Annotated in this window: 23 protein-coding genes; 15 read left to right on the forward strand and 8 right to left on the reverse strand. The window is 64.4% G+C overall.

Features of this window, described 5'->3' with window-relative positions:
* Positions 1-17 precede the first annotated feature (17 nt).
* Positions 18-659 (forward strand): TetR/AcrR family transcriptional regulator, encoded by a 642-nt coding sequence (locus tag OKC29_RS09020; RefSeq protein ID WP_073351281.1) that lies wholly within the window; start codon positions 18-20, stop codon positions 657-659.
* 134 nt (positions 660-793) lie between these two features.
* Here OKC29_RS09020 and OKC29_RS09025 read toward each other — a convergent pair whose 3' ends face one another.
* The 3 genes from OKC29_RS09025 to OKC29_RS09035 all read right to left on the reverse strand — a co-directional run bounded on the left by OKC29_RS09025 (position 794) and on the right by OKC29_RS09035 (position 3,762).
* Positions 794-1,570 (reverse strand): substrate-binding periplasmic protein, encoded by a 777-nt coding sequence (locus OKC29_RS09025; protein ID WP_073351283.1) that lies wholly within the window; start codon positions 1,568-1,570, stop codon positions 794-796.
* 55 nt (positions 1,571-1,625) lie between these two features.
* Positions 1,626-2,846: a winged helix-turn-helix domain-containing protein gene (locus OKC29_RS09030; protein ID WP_073351285.1), complete on the reverse strand. Its 1,221-nt coding sequence runs from the start codon at positions 2,844-2,846 to the stop codon at positions 1,626-1,628.
* 277 nt (positions 2,847-3,123) lie between these two features.
* A complete protein-coding gene (locus OKC29_RS09035) occupies positions 3,124-3,762 on the reverse strand; it encodes a class I SAM-dependent methyltransferase (protein ID WP_073351286.1) in 639 nt (212 codons plus the stop codon).
* A 218-nt stretch (positions 3,763-3,980) separates the two neighbouring features.
* Between OKC29_RS09035 and OKC29_RS09040 the strand changes: the two genes are divergently transcribed.
* The 7 genes from OKC29_RS09040 (at position 3,981) to OKC29_RS09070 (ending at position 10,428) form a co-directional block, all read left to right on the forward strand.
* Complete coding sequence (locus tag OKC29_RS09040) at positions 3,981-4,625, forward strand: thermostable hemolysin (RefSeq protein WP_073351287.1); 645 nt, start codon at positions 3,981-3,983, stop codon at positions 4,623-4,625.
* Positions 4,622-6,088, forward strand: coding sequence for an AMP-dependent synthetase/ligase (locus tag OKC29_RS09045; RefSeq protein ID WP_073351290.1), 1,467 nt, complete (start codon positions 4,622-4,624; stop codon positions 6,086-6,088). The genes OKC29_RS09040 and OKC29_RS09045 overlap by 4 nt, the downstream gene beginning before the upstream one ends.
* Positions 6,085-6,744, forward strand: coding sequence for a TenA family transcriptional regulator (locus OKC29_RS09050; RefSeq protein WP_060389966.1), 660 nt, complete (start codon positions 6,085-6,087; stop codon positions 6,742-6,744). The genes OKC29_RS09045 and OKC29_RS09050 overlap by 4 nt, the downstream gene beginning before the upstream one ends.
* On the forward strand, positions 6,741-7,586 hold the full coding sequence (locus OKC29_RS09055) for an SDR family oxidoreductase (RefSeq protein WP_024944214.1): 846 nt from the start codon (positions 6,741-6,743) through the stop codon (positions 7,584-7,586). Before OKC29_RS09050 ends, OKC29_RS09055 begins: the two co-directional genes overlap by 4 nt.
* Position 7,587: 1 nt before the next feature.
* The gene (locus OKC29_RS09060; protein ID WP_073351292.1) at positions 7,588-8,226 is read left to right on the forward strand and encodes a tetratricopeptide repeat protein; all 639 of its coding nucleotides are present in this window, start codon (positions 7,588-7,590) and stop codon (positions 8,224-8,226) included.
* Positions 8,227-8,308: 82 nt separating this feature from the next.
* Positions 8,309-8,998, forward strand: a complete 690-nt coding sequence (locus OKC29_RS09065) for a response regulator (protein WP_073351294.1) — start codon at positions 8,309-8,311, stop codon at positions 8,996-8,998.
* Entirely contained in the window at positions 8,995-10,428 is a 1,434-nt protein-coding gene (locus OKC29_RS09070; protein WP_073351296.1) for an ATP-binding protein, read from the forward strand. Before OKC29_RS09065 ends, OKC29_RS09070 begins: the two co-directional genes overlap by 4 nt.
* A gap of 56 nt (positions 10,429-10,484) precedes the next feature.
* Here OKC29_RS09070 and rloA3 read toward each other — a convergent pair whose 3' ends face one another.
* Complete coding sequence (gene rloA3 / locus OKC29_RS09075; RefSeq protein WP_043119333.1) at positions 10,485-10,991, reverse strand: retropepsin-like aspartic peptidase RloA3; 507 nt, start codon at positions 10,989-10,991, stop codon at positions 10,485-10,487.
* A 405-nt stretch (positions 10,992-11,396) separates the two neighbouring features.
* Here rloA3 and OKC29_RS09080 point away from each other — a divergent pair, with 405 nt between their 5' ends.
* The 6 genes from OKC29_RS09080 (at position 11,397) to OKC29_RS09105 (ending at position 17,119) form a co-directional block, all read left to right on the forward strand.
* Positions 11,397-12,440 carry a GMP reductase gene (locus OKC29_RS09080; RefSeq protein WP_011707000.1) on the forward strand — a complete coding sequence of 348 codons (1,044 nt, stop codon included), beginning with the start codon at positions 11,397-11,399 and terminating at the stop codon, positions 12,438-12,440.
* 198 nt (positions 12,441-12,638) lie between these two features.
* Positions 12,639-13,847: an elongation factor P maturation arginine rhamnosyltransferase EarP gene (gene earP, locus OKC29_RS09085; RefSeq protein ID WP_073351297.1), complete on the forward strand. Its 1,209-nt coding sequence runs from the start codon at positions 12,639-12,641 to the stop codon at positions 13,845-13,847.
* Between the two features lie 43 nt (positions 13,848-13,890).
* Complete coding sequence (efp, locus tag OKC29_RS09090; protein ID WP_011707002.1) at positions 13,891-14,457, forward strand: elongation factor P; 567 nt, start codon at positions 13,891-13,893, stop codon at positions 14,455-14,457.
* Positions 14,458-14,598: 141 nt separating this feature from the next.
* The gene (locus tag OKC29_RS09095) at positions 14,599-15,225 is read left to right on the forward strand and encodes a DUF2238 domain-containing protein (protein WP_073351299.1); all 627 of its coding nucleotides are present in this window, start codon (positions 14,599-14,601) and stop codon (positions 15,223-15,225) included.
* Positions 15,226-15,292: 67 nt separating this feature from the next.
* Positions 15,293-16,045 (forward strand): DUF3530 family protein, encoded by a 753-nt coding sequence (locus tag OKC29_RS09100; RefSeq protein ID WP_011707004.1) that lies wholly within the window; start codon positions 15,293-15,295, stop codon positions 16,043-16,045.
* A gap of 117 nt (positions 16,046-16,162) precedes the next feature.
* Entirely contained in the window at positions 16,163-17,119 is a 957-nt protein-coding gene (locus OKC29_RS09105) for a D-2-hydroxyacid dehydrogenase (RefSeq protein ID WP_011707005.1), read from the forward strand.
* A gap of 61 nt (positions 17,120-17,180) precedes the next feature.
* On the opposite strand, the gene OKC29_RS09110 is transcribed toward OKC29_RS09105, so the two are convergent.
* Together OKC29_RS09110 and OKC29_RS09115 are read right to left on the reverse strand one after the other, a co-directional pair.
* Positions 17,181-17,651 (reverse strand): YMGG-like glycine zipper-containing protein, encoded by a 471-nt coding sequence (locus tag OKC29_RS09110; RefSeq protein WP_073351301.1) that lies wholly within the window; start codon positions 17,649-17,651, stop codon positions 17,181-17,183.
* 209 nt (positions 17,652-17,860) lie between these two features.
* Complete coding sequence (locus OKC29_RS09115) at positions 17,861-19,414, reverse strand: GGDEF domain-containing protein (RefSeq protein WP_073351303.1); 1,554 nt, start codon at positions 19,412-19,414, stop codon at positions 17,861-17,863.
* A 288-nt stretch (positions 19,415-19,702) separates the two neighbouring features.
* On the opposite strand from OKC29_RS09115, the gene OKC29_RS09120 reads away from it, so the two are divergent.
* Positions 19,703-20,305 carry a nitroreductase family protein gene (locus tag OKC29_RS09120; protein ID WP_016351664.1) on the forward strand — a complete coding sequence of 201 codons (603 nt, stop codon included), beginning with the start codon at positions 19,703-19,705 and terminating at the stop codon, positions 20,303-20,305.
* A 48-nt stretch (positions 20,306-20,353) separates the two neighbouring features.
* On the opposite strand, the gene OKC29_RS09125 is transcribed toward OKC29_RS09120, so the two are convergent.
* Together OKC29_RS09125 and OKC29_RS09130 are read right to left on the reverse strand one after the other, a co-directional pair.
* Positions 20,354-21,004 (reverse strand): HAD-IA family hydrolase, encoded by a 651-nt coding sequence (locus OKC29_RS09125; protein ID WP_073351305.1) that lies wholly within the window; start codon positions 21,002-21,004, stop codon positions 20,354-20,356.
* Positions 21,001-21,246, reverse strand: coding sequence for a hypothetical protein (locus tag OKC29_RS09130; protein ID WP_011707010.1), 246 nt, complete (start codon positions 21,244-21,246; stop codon positions 21,001-21,003). The genes OKC29_RS09125 and OKC29_RS09130 overlap by 4 nt, the downstream gene beginning before the upstream one ends.
* Positions 21,247-21,344 lie beyond the last annotated feature (98 nt).

Below are 21,344 nucleotides of genomic sequence, written 5' to 3' on the forward strand. Positions count from 1 at the left end.
CTTTCCAGGAGCCAATCATGTCACAGCAAACCGATGAAGAGACACGCTCACGGGGCCGCCCGCTCACCCCGGAAGCCGACCTGCGCGCCGCCCTTGCCGAAGCGACGCTGACCTTGTTGCTCAAAGGGGGTTACGGCGCCGCGACCGTGGATGCGGTGGCCAAACAGGCGGGGGTTGCCAAGAAGACCCTCTACCGCTTCGCCGCCAACCGTGACGAGCTGGTGGCGCAGGCGGTGCGCAGCTGGACCGATGCCTTTCAACCGGCCTTCGAGCAGGATGCAACCCACCCCGAGGTACTGGGAGAGATGCTGGAGCAGGGCTTGCAAGCCATTGCCAGTCAGGTGTTGAGCGCGCAGGCGGTGGGCATGTTCCGACTGTTGCAGCATGAGTTCGCGGGGCGCGATACCCTGCTGGCGGCCTATCAGGAGAACGGCATTGCCCGCGGCAGAGCGACGCTGGCGGCGTGGCTACAGCGCCAGCAGCAACTGGGCTGGCTGCGCGAGCTGGACACCGCCCAAACCAGCGACCTGCTGCTGGCGATGACCATGGCGGAGCCGCTGCGCCAGATGGCGCTCGGCTTGCTGGCGCCGGGCAGCGACATCCGCGCGCGCATCACCGCCGCCGTAGCTCTGGTCCTGCCCGGCCTGGTGCGAGGGTAAAGCCCCCTCGGCAAGGAAGCTGCGCCAGGGCAACGGGGGAGATGACATCCGAACGCGGAACCTGCCCAAAAGCCGCCAACCCCCCCATCACCGCCATAAAAAAACCGGGCGCCAGGCCCGGTTGTTGATGGTGGTCACTCTGTCGGCGGCAAAAAGCGGCGCATCACCTCGTCGCTGTAACCGCTGTCCTGAAACTCGATGAACACCTGATTGAGGCGGGTCACCAGCTCATAGGCCCGTGGCGACCCCTTGCTCACCAGCAGATAGAAGCCCTTGCGGCTGGGCAGGGCCAGGTTGAGCAGGCCGCTCTCGCTCTGGTAGATGCCAAGGCCGATGCCGCTCATCAGCGGCTCAATCTCGCTGGGCAAGAAGTCGCAGCGATCACGCCCCAGCATGTCCAGCGCCTGCTGCAGCTGCTTGACCCGGCGCGGCTCCAGAACCAGTCCGTAAGGGGCATAGTTGTAGCCGATCACCCCGCACACCCGGGAGCGATTGACCGTCTGCAGATCAGGCGCCTCGGGAAAGCGCCGCTTGAGGTAGAAAAATCCGAGGTGGGTGTAGTAGAGCGGCACGCTGTAGAAAGCATATTCCGCCCGTTCCGGCTTGTAGCTGGCATCCCAGGTCAGCTCGCACAAGCGATTCTGGCGATAGTCGGCCAGCTCCTGCTGCACCCGCGCCCAGGGCAGATAACGGATCTTGTAGGGCAACCCGAGCTTTTTCAGGGCCTCGAGCACCTGGGTTGTGGCGGAGCCGGTGAGACGGCGGGTGTCGGGCACGCCATCCTTGCGCTCCCAGTAGGTGAAGGGAGCCCACTCGTTGCCCTCCCCCAGACAGATCTGCACCTCAGGCTCCGCCGCCTCCACCAGCCCGGCCAACCCCCATCCCAGCAGCAACAACATGGATCGCGTCATCGTCTCACTCCTTTGCTTCCCTTGCAGCTTAGTTCAGGCGGGAGTAACGCCCCCGTCAGGAGGCTCTCTCCTGCCACAGGGCCAGCAGGGGCGCGGGGATGGCGCCGTAGCGCAAGATCGGGGTCTGATGCCAGTCGGCCAGCCGCTGCAGCGCTTTGGCCAGATCCTGCGCCAGGGTCCGGGTCACCCTGATCCCCGCCTCCAGATAGAGGCTCTTGATCTCGAAGATCCCCTGCTGGCGATGGGCCTTGGCGTCCATTCTGCCCACCAGCTTGCCACGATGCAGCAGCGGCAACACGAAGTAGCCGTACTGACGCTTGGGCGCCGGGGTGTAGCACTCGATGCGATAGTCGAACTGGAACAGCTCGCTGGCCCGTTTGCGATCCCACACCAGCGGGTCAAACGGCGACAGCGCCGTGGTGTGGCTGGCCTTGAGAATGCCGGACTGAGCCTGGGCCAGCTCATCTGCCAGCGAGGCGTGCACGAAGGCGCCGTGCTGCCACCCCTCCACCCGCACCGGCAGCAGCTCTCCCTCGTCCGCCAGCTGGTGGAGCAGGGCGTCGTATTTGCCGCGTCGCAACCGATAGTAGTCGGCCACCCAGCCGGTCTTGACCAGCCCCAGCGCCCGGCAACTGGCTCGCACCATGTCCCTTTGCGCCTGTTCCAGGCTCGGCAGATCCCGCTCGTCGCGCCACTCGGGCATCACCCGCTCGGCCAGATCATAAACCCGTTGAAAATTGCGCCGCTCGCGCACCATCAGCTGGCCTGCGGTAAACAGCACCTCCAGGTGGCGCTTCTCCGGCTTCCAGTCCCACCAGCCGTTGCCCTTCCCCTCCTTGCGTTCAAAATCCGCCGCCCGCACCGGGCCGTGCTGGCGAATGCGCTCGATGATCTCGCCAATCTCCTGCTGATGGGTGGCGAGCCAGTTGGCCGAAAACTTCCAGCCCATGGCGGCGGGATCCAGCATGCGATGGCGCAGCAGGCGGTAATCCTCGCGTGGCACGAAGCAGGCCTCGTGCGCCCAGTATTCGAAGATTTCGCCATCGGCCAGCAACTGCTCCAGCCAGCGCGGATCGTACTGCCCCAGCCGGCTGAACAGCACCAGATAGGGGCTGCGGGCCACCACCGAGATGGTGTCTATCTGCAGCAGCGCCATGCGACGGATGGTGGCCAGCAGGTCGGTCGCTCGCGCCTTGCCACGGCGCGGCGTCAGCAGGCCCTGGGCCGCCAGTTGCAGATGGCGGGCATCCTGCAGTGAAAGATGGGGAATCGACATGACGAACCACTCCTTGGTGTCGGGGTACGGGCGGCTGGCGGCGCCTGGGGCTCAATGCAGGGAAACAGGCAAGCGGGCCCCGCCAATCAGGCCATCAGCATGCCCAAGCCCCCGCCAAATGAAAATGCCCGGCTCAGAACCTGTTCACGATCTGTGACGAGAGGTCGTCAGCAAGGTAAAGAGCAGCGCAGGAACCAGAGTGTATATAAATACATGAGGATTCCGAGCAGCACATGAGCCTTGATCACGACCTCACAGTAAGAACATGAGCAGGTTCTCAGGGTTTGGTGATGACCGCCACATCCGCGTGGGGAAACTCGACCTGCGCCTGCCAACGGGCCGCCAGGGCACGAAAGGAGGCCTCGGCGAAGAAGACGATGTGGGTCGGATCGTGGCGATAGCGCCACTGCCGGAAGCGCTCGTCCCCCAACACCCGCTGGGTCTGCAGCACCAGCAGGCCGCCGGGCTTGAGGCAGCCCCACAGCCCGTCCAGCACGGCGCGCGGGGTGGCGATGTGCTCGATCACCTCGGTGCTGGTGATAAAGTCATACTGCTGCGCCAGCAGCTCCGGCTCATCGGCATAGAACTTGTCGTAACCCGCCATCTGGTAGCCCGCCTCGCGGCCCATGGCGATAAGCGCCGGGCCCGGGCCGCAGCCAAAATCGAGGCCGCTGGCCGGCGGAGGCAGGCGGTACTGCACCTCGCCGAAGGCCCGCTGCAGAAACTGGCGATAGCGGGGATCATCCACCTGGTTGTCGTGGCCATCATAGACCGCCTTCTCGCGCGCGGGATCCAGGAGCTCGGCCGCATCCAGCCAGACCAGCTCGCAGGCCCGGCAGCGATGGTACAGCTTGCCGGCCACCGGCAGCTCATAGGCATCGGCGGCATAGCAGAGCGGGCAGGATAAGGGGGTCATGACATCTCCTCTCGAAAGCGGGGCGGGCAGAAGTGGCCGCAGCTTGCCTGCCCGTCTGGCGGCTGACAAGGTTTTTGTCCGGCAGCCCCGCAATCGCGGTCGCAGCATTATCTATTTTTTCAGCCAGTTGCCTCTGTGTGAAACAGATTTTTTACCTCTTAAGGGTTTCTTAAGTTTGCCCCTTTAGTCTGATGACAATCGACAAGAAGGAGCCATCCATGACCACAGACATTCAAGCCCCCTATCGGCTGACGCTGGCCGACACCCCGCAGCAGGTCATGGCTCTGCAGGGCTACATCCAGGCCGCCTACAGCCAGGAATTCAACGCCCGCATTCCCCATTTTCTGCCCTGCCTGCTCGGCCTCTACCGGGCCGACAGCCTGCTGGTCGGCGCCTGCGGTCTCAAGCTGGCCAGCAGCGAGCGCCTCTATCTGGAGCAGTATCTGGAACAACCCATCGAGGCCGCCATCGAAACCCGGCTCGGCGCCCCCGCCCGGCGTGATCGCATCGTCGAAGTGGGCAACCTCGCCTGCAGCGAGCCCGGCAACGCCCGCCTGATGTTTGCGGCGCTCTGCCGCCTGCTGTGTGACAACGACCTCGATTACGTGGTGTTCACCGGCACCGCCAAACTGCGCAACAGCTTCCACCGCCTGCACCTCACCCCGGTGGAGCTGGCCCCCGCCCAGGCCGACAGGGTGGGTGACGACGCCAGCGCCTGGGGCGCCTATTACCACTGCCAGCCCAAGGTGATGGTCGGCGATCTCGGCATCGGACGACAGGCACTGGCTCAGGGCAGCCTGCTGCTCTCCCTGCTGGCGCCCATGCCGTCCCTGTTCAACTGCCCGCACCGGAGCGCCTTATGATGCTGTTTGACCAAATCGCCTACTTCGCCCGCCAGACGCCCCACAGCCCGGCTCTCGCCAGCAGCCAGCACAGACTCAGCTACGAGGCGCTGTGGCAACAGTTGCCAGCGCTGGCCGACCGCTTGCAGATGGCCGGGATCAACCGGCTGGCACTGCAGCTGGATAACGGCCTGCCCTGGGCGCTCATCGATCTCGCCTGCACCATGGCCGGCATCGTAGTGATCCCGATCCCCCACTTCTTCAGCCTGGAGCAGCAGGAGTGGCTGCTGGAGAGCAGCGGCGCCGACGCCCTGATCGGCCCCCACCATCCCGGTTGGCAGGCCAGCGATCCGCTGCAACTGGCGGTTGGCGAGCTGCCGCTGTGGCGCCGGACCCCTGCCCGGTTGCCGCCTCTGCCGGCCGGCACCGCCAAGATCACCTATACCTCCGGCACCACGGGTCAGCCCAAAGGCGTCTGCCTGTCGCTGACCCAGATGATGGCGGTCTGCGCGTCGCTGGCAGAGCGGGTTGCCCCAGCCAACGTCGAGAAGCACCTGACCCTGCTGCCGCTCACCACCCTGCTGGAAAACCTGACCGGCCTCTATGTGCCATTGCTCACCGGTGCCTGCAGCCGCATCCCTTCACTGGCAGAGCTCGGCTTTACCGGCTCCAGCAAGCTGGACCCGGCCACCTTGGCCCAGGCCCTGCTGCGCTGGCCCACCCACAGTCTGGTGCTGGTGCCCGAGCTGCTGCGCCTGCTGCTGGCCCTGTGCAGCGCCAACCCGGCGCTGGCCGAGCAGCTGGCCGGCCTGCGCTTCGTCGCGGTGGGCGGCGGCAAGGTCTCGCCCGAGCTCATCAGCCGGGCCCGCAAGCTGGGGCTGCCGGTCTACGAGGGATACGGCCTGTCGGAGTGCGGCTCCGTCGTGGCCCTCAACGGCCCCGACGGCCACAGCCTGGGCAGCGTCGGCCAGCCACTGCCCCACTGCCGGGTATCGATCGCCGCCGACGGCGAGATCCTGGTGGAGGGAGCCGCCATGCTCGGCTATCTGGGCAGCGACGAGCCGACGCCAGTACTGGTCGCCACCGGCGATCTGGGCCACCTGGATGAGGAGGGTTATCTGCACATCACCGGGCGCAAGAAGAACGTCCAGATCACCGCCTTTGGCCGCAACTTCTCCCCCGAGTGGGTCGAGGCGGAAGCCCAGCTCTGTCCGGCCATCGCCCGCATCGTGATCTTCGGCGACGGCCAGCCGGCCAACGTCGCCCTGATCCAGCCACTGCCCGGCGCCGACGCCCAGCTTGCCCAGCAGATCGAGCAGCTCAATCACCGCCTGCCCGACTATGCCCGCATCCATCACTGGCTGCCGGTGGCGCTGGATCAGCATCCGGAGCTGCTGACCGCCAACGGTCGTCCCCGTCGCGAACGGATTTATCACCACTTTTCCCGGCAGATCAGCCAATGCCTTACAGGAGAGACTTCATGAGCTTCTATCAAGTGCTGCAACAAGCCACCGCCCCGGCGCGGGAGCATCTGTTCAACGCCCCCATCATAGAGGCGTGCCGCAAGGGGGAGATCTCCCGCGACATCTACCTGCGCTTCCTCGCCCAGGCCTTCTATCACGTGCGCCACACGGTGCCGCTGCTCATGGCCACCGGCGGCAAGCTGGGCCAGGAGTATGAGTGGGTGCGCGGCGCCATCGCCGAGTACATCGACGAGGAGTACGGCCATCAGGAGTGGATCCTGAGCGACATCCGCGCCTGCGGCGGCGATGCCGAGGCGGTGCGCCACGGCCAGCCCGAGCTGCCCATCGAACTGATGGTGGCCTTTCTCTACGACCAGGTACAGCGCGGCAACCCCATGGGGTTCTTTGGCATGGTCCAGGTGCTGGAAGGTACCAGCGTCGCCATCGCCCTGACCGTGGCCGATCAGCTCAAGGCGGGTCTCGGCCTGCCCCCCCAGGCCATGAGCTACCTGAGCTCCCACGGCGCGCTGGATCAGGAACACCTCAAGTTCTTCGAGTCCCTGATGAACCGGGTAGAAGCCCCGGCCGATCAGGCGGCCATCATTCACTCGGCCAAAGTGGTCTACCGCCTCTACGCCGACATGCTCTATCAACTGACGGAAAACCAGACATCATGAAGCTTGAAGGAAAACTCGTGCTGCTCACGGGCGCCAGCGGCGGGATCGGCGAAGCGCTGGCCCAGGAGCTGGCAGCCCAGGGGGCGCGCCTGTTGCTGCACGGACGCAGGGCCAGTGCGCTGGAGCGGCTTCGCAAGGAGCTGCCGCACCCGGAGCGCCACCAGACGGTGATCGCCGATCTGGGCTCGCCCCAGGAGCGGGCCAAACTGCTGCAGCACCCGGCGCTGGACGAGGGGCTGGACGTGCTGATCAACAACGCCGGCTGCAACCAGTTTGCCTGGCTGGAGGATCAGAGCAGCGAGCAGGTGGAGCGCCAGCTGCTGCTCAACGTCGAGGCGCCGATCCAGCTCACCCGCATGCTGCTGCCCCGCCTGCGCAAGCCGGCGGTGATCATGAACGTCGGCTCCAGCTTCGGTGCCATCGGCTACGCCGGCTACAGCGTCTACTGCGCCAGCAAGTTCGCCCTGCGCGGCTTCAGCGAGGCGCTCGGCCGCGAGCTGGAGGGAACCGGTATCCAGGTGCTGCACTTTGCCCCCCGCGCTACCCGTACCCGCCTCAACTCGGAGGCGGCCTACGAGATGAATGCCGAGCTCGGCACCCACACCGACAGCCCGCAGGACGTGGCTGAGGAGGCCGTCATCGCCCTGTGCAACGAAACCCGCCGCAGCTGGCTCGGCTGGCCGGAGAAGCTGTTCGTGCGGCTCAACGGCCTGCTGCCCGGCCTGGTCGACCGGGCGCTGGCCAAGCAAAAACCCATCATAGAGCGCTATGCCCGCCACGCGGCGCCCGCTGCCGGCAATTCGGGGCACACCACTTCCGTCATGACAGAGAAGGAACGTTAAGATGAAGCACGCCACTTTCCGCCCCCGTTTCACCCACGGCGCCCTCCTGCTGCTCATGCTGGGCTCGGGGATGGCCCAGGCCGCCGACGCCCTCCCCATCATCCAGCAGCAGTGGGCCGTCTGTCAGTATCAGCAGACCGGCAAGGCCAAGGAGAGCTGCCTCGAACAGCTGAGCAGCCAGGCCGATCAGGCCAGCGCCAAGGAGGCCTTTCGCACCGACCTGCTGATCTGGTCGGCCATCGTCAAGAGCACCTGGGCCGGCGCCAAGGGCGGGCTGGGGGCACTGGGTCTGGTCAAGGAGGCCAAGGCCAAGCTGGAGATCGCCCTCAAACAGGACCCCAAGGCACTGGACGGCTCCGCCTACACCAGTCTGGGCTCGCTCTACTATCAGGTGCCGGGCTGGCCGGTGGGCTTTGGCGATGACGAGAAGGCCGAACAGCTGCTCAAGCAGGCGCTGGCCATCAACCCGACCGGCATCGACCCCAACTTCTTCTACGGCGACTTCCTGCTGGATCAGGGTCGCAAGGCCGAAGCCAAGAGCTATCTGGAGAAGGCCCTGAGTGCCCCGCCCCGGCCGGGTCGCGAGCTGGCGGATCAGGGTCGACGCATCGAGATCCGCGATCGCCTCGACAAGCTGTAAACCCAAGTCGGATCAGAGCGCTATTTAAACTCTGCCCACCAGCTTGCATACTGGTGGGCAGTGTCTTTTCAGGGGAATAACAATGCGGATCCTGTTGGTGGAAGATGATGTGATGCTGGGTGACGGCATGGTGGATGCCCTGCGCAGCAGCGGCTACACGGTGGACTGGCTGCAGCAGGGGCTGCCCGCCCTGTCGGTGCTCAAGAGCGAGGAGTTTGCCGCGCTCATTCTGGATCTCAACCTGCCGGACATCGACGGCATCAGCCTGCTGCGCAAGCTGCGGCGGGAAGGCCAGACACTGCCGGTGCTGATCCTCACCGCCCGCGACGCCCTGGACGACCGGGTGCTGGGGCTGGATGCCGGCTCCGACGACTACATGGTCAAGCCGTTCGCCCTGCAGGAGCTCAACGCCCGCCTGCGCGCCCTGGTGCGACGCAGCAAGGGCCAGGCCCAGGCGGTGCTCGAATACGGCGAGCTGCAGCTCTATCCCGAGTCTCAGCAGGTCACCTATCGGGGCGAGCCGGTCAAGCTCACCCCCCACGAATACAAGCTGCTGCAGGAACTCATCACCCAGAGCGGCCGGGTGCTGAGCAAGGATCAGCTGCAACAGAGCCTCTACGGCTGGGATGAGGGGGCCGAGAGCAACGCGGTGGAGGTGCACATTCACCACCTGCGCAAGAAGTTCTACAGCGACCTCATCCGCAATATCCGCGGGGTCGGCTATATAGTCCCCCAGCTTGAACAGTCCCAGCGCCGGGACCACCGGGCATGACGCGTCCCCGCTCCATCCGCCGCTTCCTGCTCTCCGGCATCCTGGCGTTGGTCAGCGCCAGCCTGGCCATCAGCGCCCTCATCGGTTATCTGGAGGCCAACCACGAGATGGAGGAGCTGTTCGATGCCCGTCTCGCCCAGTCCTCCCGCATCACCAACCAGCTGCTCAGCCGCTATCTGGAACAAAATGGCGAACTGCCCGCCAACGGCACCGTCTATCAGGACTGGGAACAGCACAACCCGGATCAGTGGCAGAAGGACACCAGCTTCAATCTGCGGGGGGAAGACAGGGAACTCACCCCCTTCGGCCACGAATTCGAGCGCAACCTCTACTTCCAGCTGCTGAGCGAGCAGGGCCACATATTGCTGCGCTCCCCCAGTGCCCCCAGCCAGCCCCTCGGCGCCCTGGCTCCCGGCTTCAACAACGTCACCAAGGACAACCACGAGTGGCGCACCTTCACCCTCTACAACCAGGACGAGCACACATGGCTCATCGTGGCGGAGCGGGATGACGAGCGCAGCGAGCTGGCCAGCAAGATGGCCACCCTGGCCATGCTGCCGCTGCTCATCACCCTGCCCTTCCTGCTCGGCCTGCTGTGGTGGCTCATCTCCCGCGGGCTGGCGCCGCTGCGGCAGCTGGCCCAGGCCATCGGTGAGCGCCACCCGGCCAACCTGAGCCCGCTCACCCTGAAGATCCGGGCCCAGGAGCTGACCCCGCTCACCAACGAGATCAACCGGTTGATGCACGCGCTTGCCGACACCATAGAGCGGGAGAAGCAGTTCACCAACGAGGCGGCCCACGAGCTGCGCACCCCGCTGGCGGTGCTGCGCATCCACAGCGAGAACGCGCTGGCCGCCGAGGATGCCGAGAGCCGTCAGCACTCCCTGCAGAAGATGCTGCTGGCGCTTGATCGCAGCGATCGGCTGCTGCGCCAGCTGCTGACCCAGGCCCGCATCGACAACCAGCAGGGGCTGGAGCTGACCGAGCTCAACCTGAACCAGCTGTTGCAGGGCACCCTGGCCACCCTGGCCCCCATCGCCCTGAAAAAGGATCAGCAGCTGTCGCTGGAAGGCACCGAACAGCTGACGGTGATGGGGCAGGCCACCCTGCTGGAGCTGATGTTCAGCAATCTCATCGACAACGCCCTGCGCTACACCCAGGCACAGGGCGAGATCGCGGTCGAGGCGCGCCAGGAGGGGCACAGGGTCAGGGTCGACATTCGCGACAACGGCCCAGGCATCCCCACCGCCGCCCTGTCGCGCCTGTGCGAGCGCTTCTTTCGGGTCAATCCCCAGCAGGGGGACGGGGTCGGCCTCGGCATGGCCATCGTCTCGCGCATCGCCCAGCTGCACGGCGCCGATCTCGACATCCACAACCGGCCGGAAGGGGGACTGGAGGTGAGCGTACTGCTGCCCTCCCGCTCTGCCTGATCATCACCATCAAAAACGGGGGCCTGGCCCCCGTTTTTTTATATCGTTCACTTCTCTCAGCGACAGCTCGGCTGCACAGTGAAGGTACGGCTCGAATCCACCGCGCCAAGATCCGCCAGCAGGCGGCGCCCCAGCAGCACCGGATAGATCATCTTGCTGCGATCGCGCAGGGTGAACCACTCCTCATACACCTTGTCACCCAGGCAGATGGACATGGTGACCGTGGGGCGCTGCTCCATGCCGCCGGCGCCACGCACCGTCACCATGTGCTCCACCGGTCGCTCCAGGGTCTGACTCACCTGCCGGTCGGTGTTGGCATCGGTCACCTGCAGGGTAAAGCGCACCCAGGACTTGCCGTCACGCTTGAAGTGGCGCAGATCCCGCGCATCGAGCGAGGAGGTGAGCGCCCCGGTATCCAGCTTCATCTTCACCGCCACCCCGCTCGGCATGATGAGTCCCTTCTCAATCCAGCCATAAACGGCGGGATCGGAGGCAGCCCGCGCCGCTCCCGGCAGGGCGAGACCGACCAGCAACAGCAGCGGCATCATTCGCAATCCGAACATCTTCACTCCTTGTCAGGGCAGGGCCGACGCTGGCCCGAGCAGCCCAGAGTGGGGATGGAAAAGGCTGCTGTCAACTGGTGAACGTGGCCGCCTCGCCGCCACCAGCGCGGCCATGGCGCGCAACGTCAGGATCACGCAGCAACATGCCAAACAGGATTCAATCAGGATCTTTCAAGTGGACGAACGGGGAGACATGAGCGGGGCTGGATGAAACCCGAGGCTGCGCTCAGGTTGTGACGCCAAAGGCTACCACAACGCTGAGTGAATTATCAGTCTTGTTCCGACGGGATTTTTGCCTACACTGTTGTAAACCGGAGGGCCTGAAAACCACCGGTTTTTTTGCGCCTGCCGAAAAGTTGCCACTGCAAAGTGACCTATCAAACAAGGCTCAATAAGGAATTCGTAATGCGTATCGAAGAAGACTTGAAGCTCGGTTTCAAGGATGTCCTGTTCCGCCCCAAGCGCTCTACTCTCAAGAGCCGTTCCCAAGTCAGCCTGACCCGTCAGTTCACCTTCAAGCACACCCAGACCCAATGGCAAGGCGTACCCGTCATCGCCGCCAACATGGATACCGTCGGCAGCTTCGCCATGGCGCGTACCCTGGCCAGCTTCGAGATGATGACCGCAGTCCACAAGCACTACAGCCTTGCGCAGTGGCAAACCTTCGTGAGCGAAACCGACCCGGCGCTGCTGGGTCACGTGATGGTCTCTACCGGCACCTCCGAGGATGACTTTACCAAGACCCGCCAGATCCTGGCCATGTCCAGCGCCCTGCGCTTCATCTGCGTCGACGTGGCCAACGGCTACTCCCAGCACTTCGTCGAGTTTCTGCGCAAGATCCGCGAAGCCTGCCCGAACCACGTCATCCTGGCGGGCAACGTGGTCACCGGCGAGATGGTCGAAGAGCTGATCCTCTCCGGCGCCGACATCGTCAAGGTGGGCATAGGCCCGGGCTCGGTCTGCACCACCCGGGTCAAGACCGGGGTCGGCTACCCGCAGCTCTCCGCCATCATCGAGTGTGCCGATGCGGCCCACGGCCTCGGTGGCCAGATCGTCGGTGACGGCGGTTGCACCTGCCCGGGCGACGTCGCCAAGGCGTTTGGCGGCGGTGCCGACTTCGTCATGCTGGGCGGCATGCTGGCAGCCCACGAGGAGTGCGGTGGCGAGATCGTCGATGTAGACGGCGAACCCTTCATGAAGTTCTACGGCATGAGCTCCTCCAGCGCCATGGACAAGCACGCCGGCGGCGTCGCCGAGTACCGCGCCTCCGAGGGCAAAACCGTGCTGCTGCCCTATCGCGGCCCGGTCGAAAACACGGTGCGCGACATCCTGGGCGGGGTGCGCTCCACCTGCACTTATGTGGGTGCCAGCCAGCTGAAAGAACTCACCAAGCGCACCACCTTTATCCGGGTGCGTGAGCAAGAGAACAACGTCTACGGCAAGGAGTAAACCCGGTTCATCTGCTTTACCGCCAGCTTAAAGAACTGCACAAAGCGCACACCACCTTTATCCGGGTGCGCGAGCAAGAGAACAACGTCTACGGCAAGGAGTAACCTGCCGCAGCCACCGTCACGCGCTGACGGTTAGAAGCCAGTCAACCGGTGTGCTACCCTGCGCACCGGTTTTTTTGTATCTGGATGCCCTGACATGACCAGCCCCCTCCCCCAATTTGACTGGGATATCTTCTGCTGCGTAGTGGACAACTTCGGCGACATCGGCGTCACCTGGCGGCTGGCCCGCCAGCTGAAACAGGAAGGTGCGCTCCCGACCCACGGCAATGAGGTCCAAGTGCGGCTCTGGGTGGACGATCTGGCCAGCTTTGCCCGCATCTGCCCGGGGCTCGACCCCGCGCAGGATAGCCAGTGGGTCGATGGCATCCATATCCAGCACTGGCACGACACCTTGCCGGCCGATACCCTCCCGGCCAAAGTGGTGATCGAGGCCTTTGCCTGCCAGCTGCCCGCCCCCTTCATTGAACGAATGGCCGAGCAGATGGCGAGCCAGCCCAGGCCCCCCTGCTGGATCAACCTCGAATACCTCTCGGCCGAGAGCTGGGTCGAGGATTGCCATGCCCTCGCCTCGCCCCAGCGGGTCGGCAACCAGAGCCTCAACAAATACTTCTTCTTCCCGGGCTTCACGGCCAGAACCGGCGGTCTCTTGTGCGAGCGCGGCCTCATCGTCGAGCGCGAACGCTGGCAACAGGATGAAGCCGGGCTTGCCGCCTACTGGGCCAGCCTCGGCCTGCCGCCCAAACAAGAGCACGAGCTGCGGGTCAGCCTCTTTACCTACGAGAGCCCCGCCCTGACCAGCCTGGTCGAGAGCTGGTGCCAGAGCGCCACGCCCGTCACCCTGCTGCTGCCGCTCGGGCGCTCCCTCAACGACGTGCTCACCGGCGCCGGGCTGGCAGCGGCCATTCCGACGGCCAAGGCAGGGGAGCTGCTGCAAGCGGGCAACCTCACCATCAAGCTGCTGCCGATGACCGATCAGGCCGGTTACGATCGGCTGCTGTGGAGCTGCGATCTCAATCTGGTACGCGGGGAGGACTCCTTCGTGCGGGCCCAGTGGGCCGCTCGCCCCTTCCTGTGGCACATCTATCCGCAGGAAGAGCAGGCTCACATGGTCAAGCTGGACGGCTTTCTCGACCACTATCTGGCAAAGCTGCCCACCGCCACCGGCCAGTGGCTGCGCGGTTTCAGCCACGCCCTCAATCAGGGGGAAAACTGTCGCGATTGGTGGGCGCAATGGCCGGAACACGCCGCGATATGGCGGCAACATGGGCGACCTTGGTCACAGAAGCAGCTCAGGGATGGGGATCTCGTCACTCGGCTGGTGAAATTTTTAGAAAGCCGTATATAATCTGGCAGTTTTTATCTGCCCGTATACGAACAGGAATTTTTACATGAAAACCGCACAGGAAATCCGCGCTGGTAACGTCGTCATGATCGGTACCGAGCCGATGGTGGTCCAGAAAGCCGAATTCAACAAATCCGGCCGTAACTCCGCCGTGGTCAAGATGAAGCTGAAAGGCCTGCTGAACGGCAGCGCCACCGAGACCGTATTCAAGGCCGACGACAAGCTGGAAGTTGTTCAGCTGGAACGTAAAGAGTGCACCTACTCCTACTTCTCCGACCCCCTGTATGTCTTCATGGACACCGAGTACAACCAGTACGACGTCGAGAAAGACAACCTGGGTGATGCCCTGAACTACATGGTTGACGGCATGGAAGACATCTGCGAAGTGACTTTCTACAACGAGAAAGCCATCTCCGTAGAACTGCCGACCACCATCGTTCGCGAAGTCGAGTACACCGAGCCGGCCGCCCGTGGCGACACCTCCGGTAAAGTGACCAAGCCGGCCCGTCTGAAGGGTACCACCTACGAGCTGGCCGTTGCCGCCTTCGTAGAGATCGGCGACAAGATCGAAATCGATACCCGCACCGGTGAGTTCAAGCGTCGCGTCAACTAAGTTGACCCCCTTGAATCCATGGTGAAAAAGCGAGCCTTTGGCTCGCTTTTTTTATGGGTGCACGACGCCACCCGGCTGTATTCGCAGCGCAAACATGGCTAAATGGGGCATGCTGGTTTGTACCATCCCCCGGAGCGCCCCATGACATCTCTGCATAAAGGTCTGTTGCTGCTGTTGATCCTGGTACTGCTGCTCCTCTCCGGCTGGCAACCCTATGACCGTGCAACCTGGCTGATGGAGGTCACGCCGGTGCTCATCGCCATGCCGCTGCTTACCCTGACGCACCGCCGTTTTCCGCTCACCAACCTGCTCTATCTGTGCATCGCCCTGCATGCCATGGTGCTGATGCTGGGCGGCGCCTATACCTATGCCCGCGTCCCGCTGGGATTCGAGCTGCAGCAGTGGCTCGAGCTCAGTCGCAACCCCTATGACAAGATTGGCCACTTCTTCCAGGGCTTCGTGCCCGCCCTGGTGTGCCGGGAGATACTGCTGCGCGGAGGTTATGTGCAGGGCCGGCGCATGCTGGCGTTTCTGGTGGTCTGCGTGGTGCTCGCCATCAGCGCCACCTACGAGTTCATCGAGTGGGGGGCCGCCCTCGCGCTCGGCCAGGGGGCGGATGAGTTTCTCGGCACCCAGGGCGACCCCTGGGATACCCAGTCCGACATGTTCTTCGCCCTGATTGGCGCCGTCACTGCCCTGCTGCTGCTCTCGCCCCTGCACGACCGCCAGCTGGCCGGGTTCGCCAGCCCCGACAGGCCGTCACCCTAGCGCTGCCACTTCCCCCTTCAGAAAACCGGCCTGGTGCCGCTAACCCGAGTAACCAGGGGAGCGCACTATGGCCAGATTGTTCTTATCACTGCTGTTACTGACCCTGCTGGCAAGCAACCCCTTGCAGGCCAGCGAGGGCACACCGCTGACGCCGCTCGACTACTGGCAGAACAACGACTGGCAGGGGCTGCCCAACAGCACCCAGATCGACAAGCAGACAGTGCTGTTCGCCAAGCACGACAGCGACAGCTATGTGGGGCTGGCCATCCTCTTGCCCGACTGGCAGCGCAGCGGCCAGCTGTGGCAGCTGACCCGGGCCCTCGGCCGGCTCGGCTTCGACACCCTGCTGCTGCTCCCCTCACCCCAACAGACCGAACTGGACCCCGCCGCCGAGAAAAAGCAGCAGGCCATCGACGACTTTCGCAAGCAGTTTGCCACCCGCATCAGCAAGCTGGGAGATGCCAAGCTGCAGGAGGGGGGCTTCAAGCTGATACTGGCGCAGGGCACCGGCGCCGCCTGGGCCACCAACCTCATCGCCAGTGAACAGCTGCCCGCCCCCGATGCGCTGGTGCTGCTCGACGGCTTCTTCCCCGACCAGCAGAGCAACCAGATCTTCGCCAAGGAGATCGCCCAGGCCACCATGCCGACCCTCGACCTCTATCAGGAGGATGGCGGACGCTGGCCGCTGCTGGCCGCCGAGGCGCGCAGAAGCGAGAGCCGCCGCAGCCACAAGCTCAACTACCGCCCCTACGCCCTGCTGGAGCTGGATGAAACGCCGACCCGGATCCAGGGCTGGCTCACCCACCTTGGCTGGCTCTGACCCGAAAAATGCCGCCTGCCTCACATCCGGCGCGATTGCCAAGCCATTGAGGCGCAGCAAACTGGCTCTCGGTCGCCGATGTTTGGCATCATGAACGCCTCAACGGCAGGAGGCTCCATGCAGCAAATTGTGTTTCTCGACAGCGATACCCTGGATACCGGCATCACCCTGCGCCACCCCGATTTTCCCCATCACTGGCAGAGCTACCCGAGCACGGCCCCCGAGCAGGTGGTGGAGCGGCTCAAAGACGCCAGCATCGCCATCATCAACAAGGTACGCATCGGCGCCGCCGAGCTGGCCCGGCTGCCGGACCTGAAACTCATCGCGCTGGCCGCCACCGGCAGCGACAACGTGGATCTGGAGGCGTGTCGCGCCGCCAACGTCGGCGTCTGCAACATCCGCAACTACTCGGGCCCCTCGGTGCCGGAACACGCCATGGCGCTGATGCTGGCCCTGGCGCGCAACCTCTTCTGCTGGCGCCAGTCGCTGCTGGAGGGGCGCTGGCAGCAGAGCGGCCAATTCTGTTTCTTCGATCACCACATCACGGATCTGCACGGCAAGCGGCTCGGCATCATCGGCAAGGGGACGCTCGGTCAGGCCCTCGGCGAGCGGGCCAGGGGGATCGGCATGGAGGTACGCTACGCCCAGAGCCAGGTCGGCGCCAGCCACGACGAGGATCGGCTGCCGCTGGACGAGCTGCTGCAAAGCGCCGACGTCATCAGCCTGCACTGCCCGCTCACCCCCTACACCCGCAACCTGATTGGCGAGCGGGAGCTCGAGCTGATGAAGCCGGGCGCCCTGCTGATCAACGTCGGCCGCGGCGGTCTGGTGGACGAGGAGGCCCTGCTGCGGGCACTGGCCAACGGCCGCCTCGGCGGCGCCGGTTTCGACGTGGCGAGCGTCGAGCCGCCCCCTCCCGACCATCCGCTGATGCAGGCGCTGCAGTACCCCCACTTCATCCTCACCCCCCACGTGGCCTGGGCCAGCGAGGAGTCGATGCAGCGCCTCGCCGATCAGCTGATCGACAACATCAACGCCTTCGCCGAGGGGCGCCGCCAACACCGGCTGGTGTGAGCGGCCAGCCGACCCAAACAAGAGAGGGGCCTGTCGGCCCCTCTCTCATTGCTGGCTGCGATCAATCATCGTCGTGCCATCTGTGTTTCTTGTGCTTCTTGTGTTTCTTGTGGTGCCTGTACTCATCGTCGTAGTAACGGTCGTTGTTGCTCTTGTGGCCATCGCCCGTCTTGGCACCGATGGCGGAGCCGCTGGCCCCGCCGACCCCAGCCCCGATCAGCTGACCCGTGCTGCCACCCACGCTCTTGCCGATGGCCGCGCCACCGAGGGCCCCGACCGCGCCACCAAGGGCCGCTTCATTCTTGTTGCCCTTGTTGGCCGTGGCGGCGCCACCGGCCGCACCGCCCAGCGCCGCCCCCACCAGAGCACCGGTATCACCGCCCAGCTCCTTGCCGATCATGGTGCCGGCCACGCCACCCGCACCGCCACCGAGGATGGTATTGAGTGTCTCCGAGGCCTGCGCTGCGCCGCTGACCAGCAGCAGTGAGCCCAGCAGGGCCAGGGCGCTCATGCCACGCTTGTTCATCTCCATGGGGTACTCCTGTCAAACCTGATTAATTTCCCCGAACTATACGATTCCCGCCAAAGGGCGCCACTGTCGCAGGAGAGCGACACCGCCTCCCGCGCCGCCTTCGATGTCGATCAATTCACACATAAGGCATTGAATTCAAATACGTAAATAACATCGCATGGAAATTGGACAGCAAGCGGTGCCGGGGCCCACCGAGCGGCAGCGCTCGCTTAGCCGTTATCCATATGACAGGATCTGTCAGCGCCCTGCTCCTGCCGGGTCCGCTCCGTCAAAGACCAGCCATCGCGCCCCAGCCGCTTGCTCCGATAGAGACACTCGTCGGCCCGCTCGAACAGCAGCACACCCTCATCCGGGCTATGGGCTCCGCCCACGCTCAGGGTCACCGCCTCGCGAAACTCACGCCACTGCTGATTGCGCACCCGCGCCAGCAGTCGGGTCAGCCCGGCCTCCAGCTCGCTGCGCGGCCAGGGCAGCAGGGCGGCGAACTCGTCTCCCCCGATCCGGTAGACGCAGCCACTGCCCAGCTCCGCCACCAGCAGTTCGGCGACCCGGCAGAGCACGCCGTCCCCCACCGTGTGCCCCCAGTTGTCATTGATGCGCTTGAAGTTGTCGACGTCGAACAGCAGCAGCCAGTGGGGAGTGGCGCTCTCCTCCAGTTCGCTGCGGCGCTGGGTGAAGGCCCGCCGGTTCATGATGCCGGTGAGGGGGTCGTGCAGCAGGGCATCCTGTCCCTGCAGAAAGCTGGCCCGCACCTGATCTATCTCGCTCAGGCTGCTGTGTACGAACCAGGTCTTCAGCTGGCAGGGAGTCTGGGTCGGATCCCGCACTATGCCGGTCAGCGAGCCGGCCACCAGCGCCTGCTCCTGATTGAACACCCGCACCAGAAAGTTGATGCTGCAAAACCAGATGGCAAACAGCGAGAGCAGCGGCAGCACCACCATCAGCAGGGCCTCCTCGAGGCCGTCGTGAAACAGCTCGGGCGGCAGATAGATGTTGAGATCCCAGTCGATCCCCTCCAGCTCCCGGCGCAGATGGCGGCCATGCCAGATCACCTCCAGCCCGCTGCCCACCACGCCCGCCATGGTCACTGGCGGCTGATAGAGCGCCATGTTGCAGCCCACCACCAGCTGATCTCCCCCCCGCGAGCTGATGTAGATGGCCGCCTGGTTGCGACCCATGGCCCGCTGCAGTGCCTGCTGGATCGCGTTGAACGACATGTCGACCATCAGCAGGCCGAGCAGCTGACCATCCAGCCCTTTTACCCGCTTGATCAGGGTCAGGATCTGCTTGTCCGAGCCGTACTCCTGATAGGGACCCAACCAGATGAGCTCATCCCCCGGCATCGACAGTGCCCGATACCAGGGCCGGCTGGCGGCGCGATACTCGGCCGGCTGCTGCCAGGCCGGGTAGCTGCTGATGCGGTCCGTTTGCGGGTTGTAGAAGTAGATGTAGTGGCTGTCGCGCTTGATCTGGTGGGCAATGGCCCAGAGCGGGTTGTCGGCCGGCTCGCTACGGGCGATGGCGGCCTTGTCCAGCGACGCCTCCAGCACCGCCAGCTGACGCTGGTTGGCCAGCACCAGCTCGTGGATCAGGGCCGCATCGAGGGAGGAGAGCATGTGGCCGTAGCCGGCCACCGTCTTGTCGATGCTGCGCAGATAGCTGGCCGTCGCCAGGGCCAGGGTCACCACCAGCACCAGGGTGCCCAGCAGCAGGGTCAGCGAGGTCAACAGGTAGTAACGCCGACTAATCAACCATTGGATCATCAACACCCCGCAAAAAATTCTGTAATGCGAGGATTCTATGGCGGCCGAACGGAATCATTCATTGATTAAAATCAGCCGCCCTCCGCCTAACTGACAAAAAACATATAAACGTGATACTGCTCATCCATGCCGTGGATATGTATATCAACAAAAAGTAAAAACAGTGACCACTGTGCGTTGACGGCTAACCAGGAAGGGGGTGTTATAGTCTATAGCTTGAACAATCGGAGCCGGATGGCCTTGCCAAGGACCACCGAAGACGATTCCCTGTCAAACAAAGGAGATGTTATGAGCAGTCCGTTTATCGAACAGATCAAAGTACGTCGTACCATCTATGCCCTGGGTGACCAGGTTTCCCATACGCCGGAGCAGCTGACCACTCTCATCCAGGATGCCATCAAGCACAGCCCCTCCTCATTCAACTCCCAGAGCTCCCGCGCAGTCATCCTGTTTGGCGCCCAGCACCACAAGCTGTGGGACATCGTCAAGGCGGAGCTGAAGAAGATAGTGCCGCCGGAAGCCTACCCCCAGAGCGAAGCCAAGGTGGACGGCAGTTTCCGCGCAGGTTTCGGCACCGTGCTCTTCTTCGAGGACACCGACGTCATCAAGGATCTGCAGCAAAAATTTGCCCTCTACGCCGACAACTTCCCCATCTGGTCGGAACATGCCACCGGCATCGCCCAGTTTGCGGTCTGGACCACCCTGGCCCAGGAGAAGATCGGCGCGTCCCTGCAGCACTACAACCCGCTCATCGACCAGGCGGTACACAAGGAGTGGAACCTGCCCGCCAGCTGGCTGCTGCGCGCCCAGATGCCCTTTGGCAGCATCAAGCAACCGGCCGGTGACAAGACCTTCATGGACGACGCCGCGCGTTTTCGCGTGTTCAAATAAGCGCGTCGTCCACCATCCAAGCCCCCGCTCGACGGGGGCTTTTTGTTGTCAGGCCAGCAGCGTCAGCTGCAGACCCGCCGCCTCCTCCACCACGCTCACCTGGCGCCAGTCCTGGATCAGGGTACTGATGTTCGGATCCAGCCGCTGCCGGCCCCCCACCTGTACCACGCGGCAACCCGCCCGCAGCGCACTGGTGATACCGGCCGACGCATCCTCGAACACCAGGCAATCGGCCGCCGCCAGCCCCAGACGCTCGGCCGCCAGCAGGTATGGCTCGGGATCCGGCTTGCCATGCACCACATCCTCGGCCCCCACCAGCAGGGCGGGCAATGGCAGAGCGGCGCTGCACAATCGATGACGGGCCACCCGCTGGCTGGCGGAGGTCACCAGCGCCCAGCGATCGCTCGGCAAACCTGCCAGCAGAGCCCGAGCCCCGGCGATGGCCTCCGCCTGGCCGGTGTGGTTGATCTCCAGCTCGTCGAGCAGGGCCACCTCCTGCGCCATGTCCAGTTGCGGGGCCAGTGCTCGGAGCACCTCTCGCGAGCGCACCCCGTGACACATGGCCAGCACCGGCTCGGGCGCCAGCTGATGACGGCGGCACCAGAGCCGCCATACCGTCTCCACTTCGCCGGTGGAGTGCACCAGGGTGCCATCCATGTCCAGCAGCAGGGCGCTGGCCCGCAGCACAAGCCGGCTCATGCGCCGACCCCGGCCAGGCCGGGTTCGCTCCCCGCCAGAATATCGCCGAAGGCCCGCCGCTGGGCCGCCTGTTCATAGCAGGCCAGCGCCTGTTCGGCATTGCTCGCCCAGACTTGCAAGGGGCCGACCGCAAAGCCCTGCTGCAGCAGACTGGTAAGCAGCTCCCCCGTCTCCGGCGCAGCCAGCGGCTGGGCCAGCACCAGGGTTCCCTTGATCAAAAACAGATAGCGTTCGGCAGGCATGAGATGACTCCTTGTGACGGATCGGATGGGGCCAATGGGGCCCGCTACCAGACCATTAGAACAAGGCGGTTAGATAATTTATAATCACAAAATGGCCA

The sequence above is a fragment of the Aeromonas sp. QDB34 genome (genome assembly GCF_027705405.1).
GTDB classification, from domain to species: domain Bacteria; phylum Pseudomonadota; class Gammaproteobacteria; order Enterobacterales; family Aeromonadaceae; genus Aeromonas; species Aeromonas hydrophila.

Bases quoted from the DNA above. Each gene is read 5' to 3' on its own strand.
- OKC29_RS09100 (WP_011707004.1), top strand. From the start codon at position 15,293: ATGGCCAGATTGTTCTTATCACTGCTGTTACTGACCCTGCTGGCAAGC.
- OKC29_RS09080 (WP_011707000.1), top strand. From the start codon at position 11,397: ATGCGTATCGAAGAAGACTTGAAGCTCGGTTTCAAGGATGTCCTGTTC.
- rloA3 (WP_043119333.1), bottom strand. From the start codon at position 10,991: ATGTTCGGATTGCGAATGATGCCGCTGCTGTTGCTGGTCGGTCTCGCC.
- OKC29_RS09030 (WP_073351285.1), bottom strand. From the start codon at position 2,846: ATGTCGATTCCCCATCTTTCACTGCAGGATGCCCGCCATCTGCAACTG.
- OKC29_RS09120 (WP_016351664.1), top strand. From the start codon at position 19,703: ATGAGCAGTCCGTTTATCGAACAGATCAAAGTACGTCGTACCATCTAT.
- OKC29_RS09035 (WP_073351286.1), bottom strand. From the start codon at position 3,762: ATGACCCCCTTATCCTGCCCGCTCTGCTATGCCGCCGATGCCTATGAG.
- OKC29_RS09115 (WP_073351303.1), bottom strand. From the start codon at position 19,414: ATGATCCAATGGTTGATTAGTCGGCGTTACTACCTGTTGACCTCGCTG.
- OKC29_RS09095 (WP_073351299.1), top strand. From the start codon at position 14,599: ATGACATCTCTGCATAAAGGTCTGTTGCTGCTGTTGATCCTGGTACTG.
- OKC29_RS09110 (WP_073351301.1), bottom strand. From the start codon at position 17,651: ATGGAGATGAACAAGCGTGGCATGAGCGCCCTGGCCCTGCTGGGCTCA.
- efp (WP_011707002.1), top strand. From the start codon at position 13,891: ATGAAAACCGCACAGGAAATCCGCGCTGGTAACGTCGTCATGATCGGT.
- OKC29_RS09070 (WP_073351296.1), top strand. From the start codon at position 8,995: ATGACGCGTCCCCGCTCCATCCGCCGCTTCCTGCTCTCCGGCATCCTG.
- OKC29_RS09065 (WP_073351294.1), top strand. From the start codon at position 8,309: ATGCGGATCCTGTTGGTGGAAGATGATGTGATGCTGGGTGACGGCATG.
- OKC29_RS09055 (WP_024944214.1), top strand. From the start codon at position 6,741: ATGAAGCTTGAAGGAAAACTCGTGCTGCTCACGGGCGCCAGCGGCGGG.
- OKC29_RS09130 (WP_011707010.1), bottom strand. From the start codon at position 21,246: ATGCCTGCCGAACGCTATCTGTTTTTGATCAAGGGAACCCTGGTGCTG.
- OKC29_RS09050 (WP_060389966.1), top strand. From the start codon at position 6,085: ATGAGCTTCTATCAAGTGCTGCAACAAGCCACCGCCCCGGCGCGGGAG.
- OKC29_RS09025 (WP_073351283.1), bottom strand. From the start codon at position 1,570: ATGACGCGATCCATGTTGTTGCTGCTGGGATGGGGGTTGGCCGGGCTG.
- OKC29_RS09040 (WP_073351287.1), top strand. From the start codon at position 3,981: ATGACCACAGACATTCAAGCCCCCTATCGGCTGACGCTGGCCGACACC.
- earP (WP_073351297.1), top strand. From the start codon at position 12,639: ATGACCAGCCCCCTCCCCCAATTTGACTGGGATATCTTCTGCTGCGTA.
- OKC29_RS09060 (WP_073351292.1), top strand. From the start codon at position 7,588: ATGAAGCACGCCACTTTCCGCCCCCGTTTCACCCACGGCGCCCTCCTG.
- OKC29_RS09105 (WP_011707005.1), top strand. From the start codon at position 16,163: ATGCAGCAAATTGTGTTTCTCGACAGCGATACCCTGGATACCGGCATC.
- OKC29_RS09125 (WP_073351305.1), bottom strand. From the start codon at position 21,004: ATGAGCCGGCTTGTGCTGCGGGCCAGCGCCCTGCTGCTGGACATGGAT.
- OKC29_RS09020 (WP_073351281.1), top strand. From the start codon at position 18: ATGTCACAGCAAACCGATGAAGAGACACGCTCACGGGGCCGCCCGCTC.
- OKC29_RS09045 (WP_073351290.1), top strand. From the start codon at position 4,622: ATGATGCTGTTTGACCAAATCGCCTACTTCGCCCGCCAGACGCCCCAC.